Source organism: Ferruginibacter sp., assembly GCF_014377975.1.
Classification (GTDB): domain Bacteria; phylum Bacteroidota; class Bacteroidia; order Chitinophagales; family Chitinophagaceae; genus Ferruginibacter.
In genome coordinates this window covers 1-13,920 of the sequence record NZ_JACMOO010000183.1, presented here as the reverse complement: position 1 = coordinate 13,920, position 13,920 = coordinate 1, and the positions used below count along the sequence as shown (strand labels likewise).

General features: G+C 38.7%; 7 protein-coding genes. 2 read left to right on the top strand and 5 right to left on the bottom strand.

Annotation, left to right across the window (positions count from 1 at the left end; genetic code table 11):
• A partial coding sequence (locus H7254_RS10670; RefSeq protein WP_301932952.1) for a beta-ketoacyl-ACP synthase III occupies positions 1 to 1,011 on the bottom strand: 1,011 nt, incomplete at its 3' end.
• Positions 1,012 to 1,223: 212 nt separating this feature from the next.
• Here H7254_RS10670 and ruvA point away from each other — a divergent pair.
• Positions 1,224 to 1,808 (top strand): Holliday junction branch migration protein RuvA, encoded by a 585-nt coding sequence (gene ruvA / locus H7254_RS10665; RefSeq protein WP_301932951.1) that lies wholly within the window; start codon positions 1,224 to 1,226, stop codon positions 1,806 to 1,808.
• 28 nt (positions 1,809 to 1,836) lie between these two features.
• The gene (sprA, locus tag H7254_RS10660) at positions 1,837 to 9,135 is read left to right on the top strand and encodes a cell surface protein SprA (RefSeq protein WP_301932950.1); all 7,299 of its coding nucleotides are present in this window, start codon (positions 1,837 to 1,839) and stop codon (positions 9,133 to 9,135) included.
• 204 nt (positions 9,136 to 9,339) lie between these two features.
• On the opposite strand, the gene H7254_RS10655 is transcribed toward sprA, so the two are convergent.
• The 4 genes from H7254_RS10655 to H7254_RS10640 all read right to left on the bottom strand — a co-directional run bounded on the left by H7254_RS10655 (position 9,340) and on the right by H7254_RS10640 (position 13,198).
• Entirely contained in the window at positions 9,340 to 9,846 is a 507-nt protein-coding gene (locus H7254_RS10655) for a PEGA domain-containing protein (RefSeq protein WP_301932949.1), read from the bottom strand.
• A 362-nt stretch (positions 9,847 to 10,208) separates the two neighbouring features.
• Positions 10,209 to 11,291, bottom strand: a complete 1,083-nt coding sequence (locus H7254_RS10650; RefSeq protein WP_301932948.1) for a family 10 glycosylhydrolase — start codon at positions 11,289 to 11,291, stop codon at positions 10,209 to 10,211.
• Entirely contained in the window at positions 11,288 to 12,403 is a 1,116-nt protein-coding gene (locus H7254_RS10645) for a carbohydrate-binding family 9-like protein (RefSeq protein ID WP_301932947.1), read from the bottom strand. Before H7254_RS10645 ends, H7254_RS10650 begins: the two co-directional genes overlap by 4 nt.
• A gap of 75 nt (positions 12,404 to 12,478) precedes the next feature.
• On the bottom strand, positions 12,479 to 13,198 hold the full coding sequence (locus H7254_RS10640; protein ID WP_301932946.1) for a DUF2071 domain-containing protein: 720 nt from the start codon (positions 13,196 to 13,198) through the stop codon (positions 12,479 to 12,481).
• Positions 13,199 to 13,920: the final 722 nt, after the last annotated feature.

Here is a 13,920-nt window from a genome sequence, read left to right as displayed (position 1 = left end):
CGTTGTATTTTCCGTTGCAGTATCATAAGCCCATTTAACCAAAGTTGCTCCCCAGGTAAATCCGCCACCAAAAGCGGCCAGCACAATCTTATCACCTTTATGCAATTTGTTTTCCCACTCCCATAAACACAATGGAATGGTACCGGCAGTAGTATTGCCATAGCGTTGAATATTAATCATTACTTTTTCGTTGGGAATGCCCATGCGGCTAGAAGTAGCATCAATAATTCTTTTATTGGCCTGGTGGGGTACCAGCCAGGCTATATCATCCCCCGTTAAATTATTTCTTTGTAACAGGTCATAGGCAGCATCAGCCATATTTTTTACAGCCGCTTTAAAAACAGGCTGGCCTTCCTGATAAATATAATGTTGTTTTGCCTGTATTGTTTCTATAGAAGCTGGCTTTAAAGAGCCCCCGGCTTTCATGTGGAGATAGTTTTTTCCAGCACCATCGCTTTTTAATAAGCTATCCATAACACCAACATCTTCAGTAGATGGTTCCAATAAAACTGCCCCGGCACCATCACCAAAAATGATACAAGTAGTACGGTCGGTATAGTCAACAATGGCACTCATTTTATCTGCACCAATTATTATTATTTTTTTATAGCGGCCGCTTTCAATTAAAGCAGCTCCCGTAGTTAGTCCATACAAAAAACCCGAGCAGGCAGCGCTTAAATCAAATCCCCAGGCATTTATGGCACCTATCTTATCACAAATAATATTAGCAGTCGCCGGAAAAACCATATCTGGTGTTACGGTTGCACAAATCATACAATCTATTTCTGATGGATCAATTCCTCTTTTTTTGCAAATTTCCAGCACAGCAGGTACCGCCATATCAGATGTGGCCAAGCCTTCACCCTTTAAAATCCTTCTTTCTTCCACACCAGTTCTGGACTTAATCCACTCATCGTTGGTATCTATCATAGTTTCCAGTATAGCATTGGTTAATCTATACTCAGGTACATATCCGCCAACGGAAGTAATTGCTGCTGTAATTTTTTGCATATTTAATAAAAGGTTTATGTATTTGGAAATAATTTCATACTTTCCTTTAAAGTGGGCAAAAATACATTAAAAATTGTTACATCAAATTTCACTAAAGACGCTCTTTTTTTCAAAAATTAGTCGATATAAAGAGCTGGTTAAGATAATTTAATAGACCGAGCCTTCATCCCTCACGAATAATATGTATTTTCGTGGCACACTCAAGGAACATTATGTACGCCTATTTGGAAGGAAAATTTTCAATGAAGAATCCAGCACAAGTTTATGTAGATATAAACGGGGTAGGGTACGAGTTGAATATCAGCCTAAACACCTATACACATATTCAAAATTTAGAAAAAGGGAAATTATACACTTACCTGCAAATAAAAGAAGACGGCCACACTTTATATGGTTTTTTTGATAAGGGAGAAAAGGAAATCTTTATTCAGCTCATCAGCGTATCTGGAGTGGGTGCAGCTACTGCGAGGATGATGCTGTCTCATTTAAAACCTGATGAAGTAAGTAAAGCCATTGTTCAAAATAATGTAAAGTTGTTGGAGAGCGTAAAAGGAATTGGTAAAAAAACTGCGGAGAGACTGGTGCTGGAATTAAGAGATAAAGTAAATAAAGCTGCAACTGACCTTGCCATACCTGTAACAGCAGGCAATAGATTACAGCAGGATGCGTTAAATGCTTTAGTTTCATTAGGCATATCCCGTCCACAGGCGGAAACGGCTATTCAAAAAATTAACCACATTGATCCTAACATAAACAATTTAGAAGAATTAATAAAAAAAGCGCTAAAAGCCATTTGATAGAATTTTACTTTAATTGATTTACCGGATGTTTTTCAAAAGAAAATTATTACCAAATAAAATTGGCTTTGGATTGGGATATGTAGTGTGGTTACTATCTATTTCACTGGCTGTTTCTGCTCAAAATAATAATACCCCCAAGCGTTCTGCTGCAGGCGATACAACTTTGCCTATCGGGCTTCCTTATCCCATCCACGATACCAGGGGCGACTTTATGAGCAGTGGTGTTAAAAGCACCTACGATTTTAAACAGCCATCCAACATTAAAGACTCTGTGGTTTACGACCCCAGCACCCATTTGTACACCTTGTATGAAAAAATTGGCAATAAATATTACCGTACCCCAACTACCTACACATTTGATGAATATTGGCAAATGCGGGGCAGGCAATCAGAAATAGACTATTTTAAAAAGCGGGCAAATACTATGAGTTTGCTTAACCGTAAATTGACCAAGCCAAAATTATCCTTGTACGATAATTTGTTTAACCGCTTATTTGGTAATGGAAAAATTGAGATTGCCCCGCAGGGAAATGTTGGTATAACTGCAGGCTACCAGGGGCAAAATATAAAAAACCCCACCTTGCCGGAAAGGGCAAGAAAAAATGGCGGATTTGATTTTGATTACGATGCCCAGGTAAATGTAAATGCCAATATCGGCGACAAATTAAAATTTCCCATTAATTACAATACGCTGGCCAATTTTGGACAAGACAATCAGTTGAAACTGGATTACACTGGTGTGGATGATGAAATTATTAAACGTATAGAAGCTGGTTCAGTTCAATTTGCATCCCGAAGTAGTTTTATTCCGGGGGCACAGCAATTGTTTGGTTTAAAAACTCAATTGCAATTTGGCAAGTTAAATGTTACTTCTGTGCTAGCCATTCAAAAGTCTGCAAGGCAAACGGCTAATTTGCAGGGTGGGGCAGCCTCCCAGGTAATTGATATTAAGGCAGACGAATACGAAGAGAACCGCCACTTTTTATTGGGACAATATTTTAAAGACAATTACAATACCGTAATGGCCAAATTACCGGCTGTTACCTCACCAGTACATATACTTCGTTTAGAGGTTTGGGTGACCAATAAAAATGGCAGCACTACCAATACAAGAGATGTTGTAGGCTTAATGGATTTGGGAGAAAAAAATCCATTTCGTGGCCCGCCAATAATTAATGTAACCAGCAACTTTGCACCTCCGGCCAATGGAACAAATGATTTGTATAGCAAAATAATTGCTGATCCGGGTAACAGAAACTCCGCTTTGGTAGTTAGTAATTTACAGGCACTTGGCCTGGCACCAGTGCAGGATTTTGAGAAAATATTTGCCCGAAAATTAGATTCAAGCCAGTATATATTTAACCGGCAGGTAGGTTATATTTCTTTAGGGCAGCCACTACAGCCAGATGAAGTATTGGCCGTGGCTTATCAATATTCTTATAACGGAAGAATATTTCAGGTAGGTGAATTTTCGCAGGATCTTCCGCCAGACAGTACTGTTGCAACACAACGGGTATTGTTTCTTAAATTATTAAAAGCAACTTCTCAGCGTACCAAGTTACCTATCTGGCAACTGATGATGAAGAATGTATACTCTGTTGGCTACGGAACATTAACACCAGCAGACTTTAAACTGAATTTGTTGTACCAGGAGCCCAGCCTTGGCTGGAAAAGATATGTACCATTTGGGGATAAAAACCAGGGAACACCTATTTTAACGCTGGTAAATTTAGACAGGCTCAATAACAATATGGATCCGCAGCCGGATGGTGTATTTGATTATGTGGAAGGCTTTACTGTACTATCCCCTTACAGCCGGATAGTGTTTCCGGTGCTACAGCCTTTTGGCCGTGACCTTGCAACACAGATTTATAACGTAGTGCCTGCAACAGCCAAAGATACTTTGTATTATGCCTTGTATGATTCTATCAAAGCAGTGGCGCAGCAGTTCCCCAATCTTAACCGCTTTGTAATGAAAGGTACTGCACGTACTTCCGGCTCATCAGACATCAGTATTGGTTATAATATCCCCAAAGGAAGCGTGAAGGTAACTGCAGGCGGACGAACATTAATTGAGGGAGCAGACTATGATATCAATTACGATTTGGGTACCATTAAAGTAACCAACCAGGCAATATTAAATGCAGGTTTACCGGTACAGGTAAACTTTGAAAACAACGCCGGTTTTGGCATGCAGCAAAAAAGCTTTATGGGCCTTCGCCTTGATTACCTGGCTAAAAATACATTGAAAGAACAATTGGCTATTGGTGGAACCATTGTGCGTTTAGGAGAACGGCCGTTCTTTACAAAAAATAATATTGGAGAAGACCCTATAAAAAATACCATGTATGGCCTGGATGTTAATTACCGCAAAGAAGTACCCCGGCTTACTAAGTTATTAGACAAGCTGCCATTCTATTCCACCACCGCACCTTCCACCATTAATTTTTATGCAGAAGGAGCTTATTTACAACCCGGCCATGCATCACAAATCGGCAAGGGTACTGCGGGCACTGTTTATATAGATGATTTTGAAGGAAGCAAATCGGGGATTGACCTTCGCTTTCCTGCTATTAGCTGGGCGCTGGCATCTACGCCTCAGGGAGCTACAGATGAAAATGGTGCAGCTATCTTAACAGAAGGATCATTGAATAACAATCTTGATTATGGAAAGAACAGGGCAAAGTTAGCTTGGTACCAGATTGAGCCTGCATTGCAGTTATACAAAGGCGCTAATAATCCTTTAGGCAATAATCGGGACGAACTGAGTGACCCTCAAGTTCGTCTTATTAGCCAAAGCGAAATATTTCCACAAAGAACTACCGATTATGGGCAGAACCAGTTAACTACTTTTGATCTGGCTTATTATCCAACCCAAAAAGGACCTTATAATTTTGATGCTTCTCCTGCCAGTATTGATGCCAACGACCGGTTAAAAAACCCGGCAAAAAGATGGGGTGGCCTAATGCGTAATATCGACCAAACTGATTTTGAAACAGCCAATGTAGAGTTTATAGAATTTTGGGTACAAGATCCGTTTATAAAAACACCGGTATCTCCAACAGCTGGTGGTAAATTATATTTTAACCTGGGGAATATTTCGGAAGATATTTTAAAAGATGGCAGAAGATTTTACGAAAATGGATTACCTACGCCCAATGCACCGGCACCGGTAGATAACACCACTGTTTGGGGTGTAGCTCCTTTAAATCCGATACAGGTAACTAATGCATTCAGTAACGATGCAACCGAACGTAAATACCAGGATGTTGGTTTTGATGGGTTGGATGATGCCGCTGAAAAAATAAAGAGAGCCCCTTACCTGGCTGCATTAGCACCCATACTTAACAGTGCTGCTTTGCAACAAGTAACAGCAGATCCTTCACAAGATGACTATACCCATTACCGGGATGCAACTTTTAGCAATACGGATGGTATTTTAAAAAGGTATAAAAACTTTAATAATCCGCAAGGCAATTCAAAAGTAAATGATGGTTCTATATTCTCTTCTGCCGCAACTTTATACCCTGATGCAGAAGATTTGAATAAGGATAATACCATGAACGAATCAGAAGAATATTTTCAATATATAGTTGATATAAAACCCCAAACTGATCCGTCAATGCAAATTGGTATCAACTATATTGTTGAGAAAAAAGTGGTACCGGTAAAGCTGGTAAATGGTAACACCCGTAACGAAACATGGTACCAGTTTAGAATACCAATTGGAAACTATAATAAAAAAATTGGAAATATTCCAGACTTTAAATCCATCCGTTTTATAAGAATGTTCCTGACTGATTTTTCAGATTCTGTAGTCATGCGTTTTGGTAAACTGGAACTTACCAGAAATATCTGGCGCAGGTTTCAAAATAAAATTGATTCATCCGGCATTTATTCTCCCATATCAACCAATGTGAGTTTCAATGTGGGGGCAGTAAATATTGAAGAGAACGATAAGCGCTCACCTTTGCCATACCGCACTCCTAAAGAAATTCAACGCCAGCAGGTGCAAAGTAACAATGGTGTAAACCTGTTGCAGAATGAACAAAGTATGACGCTGCAGTTTTGTGGGATGGGTAAAAATGATGCCAGGGGCGTATTTCAAACTTTTGCCAACAGGGACATCCGCCAGTATGGAAATTTATCTATGTTCATCCACGCAGAAAATAATATCAAATCACCCAGTAATATTAAAGACAGGGATTTGAATGCAGTGATAAGAATAGGAACTGATTTTGTAAGTAATTATTACGAGATTAAAATTCCATTGTATTTAACACCGCTTTCCGCAAACAGTTTAAACCCAAACAGTGATGCTTATAACGATACGTTGTGGCGGGCCATCAATAATTTAAGTATTGACCTTACACTGTTGCCTAAATTAAAGCAGCGGCGAAATATCCAGGGCGTACCTACGACTATTTTTAGGAGCAAGCAGAGTAACGGACAAACTTATTCAATACTCGGCGACCCCAACCTCGGCGAATTAAGAGGCGTATTGATCGGCGTTGAAAATGTAAACAATCCCAATGCCTGCGGCGAAATATGGGTGAACGAATTACGGCTTACTTCTATCAATGAAAAAGGAGGTTACGCTGCATTGGCAAGAATGGATATGAACCTTGCCGACCTTGGTACCTTTACAGGATCGATATCAACACATAGTGCAGGCTTTGGTACACTGGAGCAGAGAGTAGGCGAAAGGTATAGAGATAACCTAACACAATTTGATGTAGCTGCTAATCTTGAATTGGGTAAATTATTACCTAAAAAAGCCGCCATATCCATACCTGTTTTTGCAAGCTATTCGCAAACAGTAAGTAAGCCATTGTACGACCCTTATGATCTGGATATTAAATTAAGAGATAAACTTTCAGTATCTCCAGCTAATAAACGAGATTCTATCAACAATGCTGCGGTAGATTTTACCAGTACAAAAACGGTCAATTTTACCAACGTTCGTAAAAATAGAACAGGTACCAAAAAGCCAAAAATTTATGATATTGAAAATGTGGATGTCAGTTATTCTTATATCAATATTCAGGCGCATAATCCATTAATTGAAAATAATGAAATAACTAGGCATCGTGGGGGGCTGGGTTACAATTTTGTGCCACAACCAAAATACATAGAACCCTTTAAAAAGATGAAACTTTTTACCAAACGAAAAAAACATTGGTTCGATTTGGTGAAGGATTTAAACTTTAATCCGGTTCCGTCGCAATTAAGTTTAAGGGCCGATATACAAAGGCAGTTTGGCGCTATAAGGCCACGGAGCGTGGGTTCTGACAAATATAAAATTCCTGAAACTTACGATAAATATTTTACGTTTCAACGGGATTATATTTTGCGCTGGGCATTTACCCGTTCTATTAATTTTGATTTTAATGCTACCAATAATGCCCGTGTTGATGAACCATTTGGACGTATAGATACCAGAGAAAAGAAAGATACGGTATGGAGAAATTTAATAAAAGGCGGCAGAAATACTTTATACAATCAGACGGCTAATTTTTCTTACACATTACCTACCGCTAAATTTCCTTTGCTTGATTGGACAATAGTGAACGTAAAATACCAGGCCACTTATCGCTGGATAGGCGCCAGCCGGCTAGCTGTTGAGTTGGGCAATATTTTAGAAAACGGGCATTCAAAGGAAGCAACTGCCCAGTTTGACCTGACAAGATTATATAATAAATCTAAATTTTTCAAGGTTATTGATCAGCCTAAAGTAGAAGGTGCCACCAAAGCAGAAGTTAAAACCAGAACAGATACCATCTTCAGGTTTATAACAAAAAATGGCATAAAAGTAAAGGAGGTAAAACGCCTTAAAATAAAAAAATTAAAAGATCCCAATGCGATGCCTTTAGTGGGTAACATGGGCAGGATATTTGGTAAACTTGTAAGCAGTTTAAAACAGGTAAATGTATCTATTTCTGAAAATGCCAATACCCGTTTGCCAGGCTATATGGATAGCACACAATATGTGGGACGCAACTGGCGAAGTATGCAACCAGATCTTGCTTTTGTATTGGGCAGTCAGCCAGATACCAATTGGCTTAACAGGGCAGCTAGAAAAGGTATCATTACATCAGATAGTAATTTTAGTACCATCTTTCAACAAACTTTCGATCAGCGGTTAATATTAACTGCACAAATAGAACCAATAAGAGATTTAACCATTTCTCTGAACTTGAATAAAACCTTCAGCAAAAATTATTCTGAATTATTTAAAGACACTACCGGCAGCGGAAATCATTTTGGTCATTTAAGCCCGTATTCAACCGGAAGTTTTGATATAAGTTATATCTCTTACAAAACATTATTTGGCAAATTTGATCCCAATAAAATTTCTGCTACATTCCAGCAATTTCAGGGTTACCGGCAAATTATTTCGCAACGTTTGGGCACGGCAAATAAATACAATGCAGGCGTACCTTCAGATGCAGATGGCTATGCACATGGTTACAACCGATATGCCACCGATGTATTGATACCGGCATTTATTGCAGCGTACTCCGGCAAAGATCCAAAGTCTATTTCGCTGATCAACCAAAGTAATCCCAATATTAAATCCAATCCCTACAAAGGCTTTTTTCCAAAGCCCAACTGGAAACTGGATTATACAGGGCTTAGCCGTGTTAAAGGGTTAGAAAAAATATTTTCCAACATCACCATATCACACGGATACAACGGAAGCTTAAGCATGAATGGTTTTACCTCCGCCCTCTTTTATGCCGACAGATTTGGTTATGGCTATCCATCTTTTTATGACCCTATTGCTAAAAATTATGTCCCTTATTTTTTAGTGCCCAATATTACTATTACAGAACAATTTGCGCCCTTGGTAGGAGTAGATGTAATGTTTACCAACCAGTTGCAGTTTAAAATAGATTATACCAAACAACGCACATTAAGTTTAAGCCTGATAGATTTTCAGTTAAGCGAAACCCGTTCTACAGAATTTGCTATTGGCGGAGGTTTTCGTAAACGTGGTTTAAAACTATTTGGCGGTTTAAAGCTACCTAAATTTTTAAGCAAAGGCGGCTCCGGTAAATTGGATAATGAGATCAACTTCCGTTTCGATATGAAAATAAGGGACAATGTTACCGTAAATAACCGACTGGATCAGGAAGCTACTTTGCCTACCGGTGGCAGCAAAGAAATTACATTAACACCTACCATTGATTATTATCTCAACAGCAGGGTAAATCTGAAATTGTATTTCGATCAGCGCAGGGTGATACCATATATTTCTTCCAGTGCGCCCATTACCAACACAAGGGCAGGCGTACAAATAAGGATATCGCTGGCGCAATAAGTTTTAAAAAAAGTATAAAAAAATCCTCACTGTTTGGTGAGGATTTTTTCGTTTCACAATTAACTGTGTTACCTAATTATAATTATTTTTTGTCCGGGCTAAAGGTACTGAGCGTAGTCGAAGTATGTGGTTCATTCTTGCGTCGCCCTCTTGTACTTTTTTAGCTTTGGGTATCGCCCCCCTCAATTTGACTACTGTAATATTTTAAAATGTCGGCTTCTTGTAATTATTATCAGTGTTCAATTTTTGTAGTTGTCCTATTTTTTGCCAGTTAGCATCAGGCCGCAAAACCACCGTTAAATAAATTTCATCTTTAGTAGGGTTAAATACTTTGTTAGTTGATTTTAATGTTGCAGAAACATCTTTAGGAGACAGGCTGAACATACTGCCAGTTGCCGCATCAACAGCAATTCCTATAATGCCGCCAATCATGATATTGCCAAAAATCCAGCCGTCCAGCTTACGCTTTAGTGTTATCTCGTAAGGAATATATCCATCCATTTCAATTTTTACCAGGTGTTTATTTTTTCTTGTTAGCCTGGCCAGGTAAGGTGTGTATCCCACATTTATTCCATCAATATCAACAGCTGCTTTTTTAGGGTCGCATACTATTACAACAGTCTGCCTGGAACCATGAATGATTGTTGCACAATGCGTAAAAAAACAAGTAGCCACAAACAGGGTAAAATAAACAGTTACTTTTTTTAGCATAATATTTTTAGATTAGGAGAATGATTTATCGGGTAATGTTCTTTGACAGTAAAGGGAAATAAAATAGAGACGAAAGTATTACATTTCCAATCAGTAAATAATATTTAATGCTCATCCCATTTTATCAGCTTCAAAAAAAACCTTTACTTTCTTCTTTCCTCTTTTGTAAAGCCGGTTAAAAATTTTCTGGTCAATAATTTATTGTGTGACGGGGCTTTTATAAAGGGCAAGTTTTTACGGAGTAAATTTTCTAAACGGTTGTAAAATGGGCATTATAAAATACTACCTGTATTTTATAATGCCTTATGTTGAAATTTTTTTTAATTTTTTGAATCGTTTCTTAACAGAATAAGCTGTAAGAATTATGAAATTAATTTTAATATTTCCAGTATGTTATTATCAACCCTGCCAAAAATTGAAACACCTGCCGCACCATTTTGCATGGCTAGTTCAATGCCATTTTTTATTTCTTCGTTGCTTTTAAAATCAGATAAATACAAGCCTGCATACAATGGAAATTTACCGCCAATTCCTTTCACGCCTTCGGCTACTGCATCACCTATCCAGCTTACATCTTCTTTATAAAATCCATGATAGATCATTGGGCAAACAGCATCCAGGTTCCAGTTGGTCCAGTCTTGCCGCACATTTCTTTTGGCTACTTCAGGTGTAGGAAAAACGGCAGCCGTAATAGGCTTTTTAAATTCGTGAGCTACCGCCGATAAGCGGTTTACGATCCTGGTAATATTGTTGTAGCGGAACCTGCGCCATGATAAATTCTGCTCCGGATAAATAACGGACAAAGGATCAGTTCCTTTTTGAAGGCGGAATTTCTCCCGGCAAACATCGCAGTAACAATAGTCGTATTCTGGTAATTCTTTTGTTTGCTCAATGCCATAATTATCCCACAAATTCAATGGCAATATAACATCGCAATAGCGCACATAATCCAGGTGAATGCCATCTACATATTCTTTACTGAGTATATTTTTTACCTGTGTTTCCAGGTACTCTGCCACTTCTTCCCTGGATGGACAAAGCCAGCGGTAATAATTAACGTAAGGAGGGTTTTCTGCACAGGAGTCACCCTTTCTGTTTACGGCATACCATTCAGGATGTGCTGCCAGTAATTCTTTTTCACCACGGTTCATGGTCCACATCCAGCGGTGGGCTGCTATTTTATTTTTCTTTGCCAGCACAAAATGTTTTTCGCTATCAGCCTCAAAAAAAATACCCCTGATACCAGCCTCATGATAAGATGCATACAACAGGTTCAGTTCCGCTTCCGTATCGTTTGGATTGGGATTGATCCACACCCAGTGCTTCCATTTCTTTTTATTCTTTTTTAAATAGCCTCCATCACTGGCGGACGCATCAAAGTGTAACTGGGTGCTTGCCAAACCTGCCACCATTACTGATTTTAAAAATTGTCTTTTGCTGATCATCTGTTTACTGATTTATTGATTTTACCTTCCTGGTCAATCTGCCATTTCTCATTGCCAGGTATTGGTTGTATGATTGCGGTGTATTGCAAGCCGGTTGCTTCCAAAACGATATGGCAATTTAAGCCAGTAACCTCAATTTCTGAAGGAAAGGTTAATTGCGAAAGTTCGGTGGCATATTGCTGGTGCTGAAACCGGTATTGCTGTTGTTTATAAAACAATAACCACAAATATTTTTTATATGCTTCTGCCGCTGGCAGCGGTAAATTTATTTTAGGTGAGCCTGTTTTTTGTGTGCTGAAAAGCAGGTATCCCCAGCGTTCGGGCATGTGCATGTTTACTACACCCTGCGGCGACCATACCCAATTGTGTGCAGGCAGTTTACGGTTTGTGATGGTATCTGTTTTCTTAACGTAAGCGCCATCAATTATTTCAGTGTCATATTGAACCCTTGAAAAATTGATGCGCCAGGAAGTTCCATTTTTTGGTACCTGCACTTTTTCACCTATACTTATTGAATGCAATGGAATGGCCATTTCAACAAGCCATTTTTTATCTGTGTCTTTTACTTGGTTTATAGTACCCATTATAGAAACGGCTGATCTCAATTGCTGCACATCCCAGTTGACCAGAGGTATTCCGCCATTTCGGTAAGGCCTTGGTAAAAACAGGTCGAAGATGGTATTGAAAGCATTCACTTCTACCTCAAAATAATTATGGGTATCGCCATCGGGATCAATAAAAATTTCAAAATCGTTGTCATAAAAAATAATGTCATCATGTTTTTTAAGAGTTGCCCAAATAGCAGGTTCCTGCAACTCTGCTGCTATGTACACAAATTGAGAATCCCACAATAATTTAAAACGTGTTTGCAGGGGCGGTACTGGTTTTTTGCTGCCTTCTATATCAATAAAATAATCAGACCATTCGGCATCATCCCAGGAGGCTTCTTTTAATTTACCATCAATGCGTATTGGGCCGTTTGTTTGGTAAGTAGTGTATTGCAGCGGCTGTGTAAACAGATGCTCATAACCTGCAAACAAATCCTGCGCATAAACAGTGGGGATACAAAATAATGGGATGGAAACAAAAATGAAAAAGATAAAGCGATTCAATGGTTACCAGGTTTAAATATTGATGTGTTATAATGATACAACAATGGTAAGCAAAAATGGGTGTTGATGGTATCTTTACAGGCGATTGCTTTTTTGCCCAATTGAATGCCACTCGTGTTTTATCTGTGTCATCAAAAGCGCATTATCAAATATAACTGAACCTTTTGGAAAAATATTTTCATTTTCAAAAAAGCTTGATTCTACGGCTGTCACTTCCAAGGCTTCTACCTTCCAGTTATTGATGCTGAGTTGAAGCCCTTCAAATTTATCGCCATCCGGAGAGTAACCAACTGCACCACCTTCAAAAAATGCAGAGGCAGTAGCAAGGTTTTGAAAGATTGAATTTGGGTTAAAATGATCACTCTTCTTTGCATCAATTGAAATAGTTGTTCCATCCGAACTTTTAAATGCAATTTGATAATGTCCGTTTTCTTCTTTTACAGTAAAGGCTGCATGATAATGAAGGCCAGGAAAAATGCGGCCGCCTGCAAGACTGTTCAATAATGAAGAGGTATCACGCCGGGGTATATAAACACCAGTTTTTATTTCGTCATTTTCTGTCCACTCTACGGCAATGCGGTGTGCTCCATTTTCAGATGAAATACCAGCCCAGCCAGGAAACCCTTTTGGTCTTATTTTTTTAAGCCTTATCAAACAGATACCAACAATAGCCTTGTTGTTATAAACTTTTGGCCTGAATGGCGCAGGAATAATTTGCTTAATTATTTCCGGATCTGCCGTAAAGTTGATTAGGATACGCCTGTCTATAATTCCTTGTATGGTGGGGATTTTCATGAATGTTGATGGTTGTAGTTAAATTTTTTTATTCGCTATGGATAGGGGATTCTTCTTTGCCCTTAAATATACTTCACTTTTCAATTCTACAAACTATAACTTATCTCGTGAGCCGTCGTTGTGTCTCTGACCAACGACCGGAGCTTCAGTAAATGAATTCTTGCTAAAGGAAATGTTCTATAAATGATCGATGTAAAGCCTTCTTTATTTATAGGTTTTTAATTGCGTTGGCTTTGGCTGTTGGTCGTACTTCGACAGGCTCAGCATTTACAACAACGGCTCACTCTGATCGGGATAGTTTTTTATTTTGTGAAAGTAATACCAACGGCGGTAAAAATTCTACTAACTATAACTTACTTCGTGAGCCGTCGTTGTGTCTCTGACCAACGACCGGGGCTTCGCTAAATGAATTCTTGCTAAAAGAAATGTTCTATAAATGATTGATGTAAAGCCTTCTTTATTTACTGGTTTTCAATTGCGTTGGCTTTGGCTGTTGGTCGTACTTCGACAGGCTCAGCATTTACAACAGCGGCTTGCCCTGACAGGGATAGTTTTTTATTTTGTGAAGCTAACACCAACATCGGCAAAAATCTAATAATTATAACTTATCTCGTGAGCTGTCGTTGTGTCTCTGACCAACGACCGGAGCTTCGCTAAATGAATTCTTGCTAAAAGAAATGTTCTATAAATTATCGGTGTTAAGCCTTCTTTATTTACTGGTT

What these genes read in the sequence shown, in the direction of transcription:
- ruvA (WP_301932951.1), top strand. Translation starts at nt 1,224, where the DNA reads ATGTACGCCTATTTGGAAGGAAAATTTTCAATGAAGAATCCAGCACAA.
- sprA (WP_301932950.1), top strand. Translation starts at nt 1,837, where the DNA reads ATGTTTTTCAAAAGAAAATTATTACCAAATAAAATTGGCTTTGGATTG.
- H7254_RS10655 (WP_301932949.1), bottom strand. Translation starts at nt 9,846, where the DNA reads ATGCTAAAAAAAGTAACTGTTTATTTTACCCTGTTTGTGGCTACTTGT.
- H7254_RS10650 (WP_301932948.1), bottom strand. Translation starts at nt 11,291, where the DNA reads ATGATCAGCAAAAGACAATTTTTAAAATCAGTAATGGTGGCAGGTTTG.
- H7254_RS10640 (WP_301932946.1), bottom strand. Translation starts at nt 13,198, where the DNA reads ATGAAAATCCCCACCATACAAGGAATTATAGACAGGCGTATCCTAATC.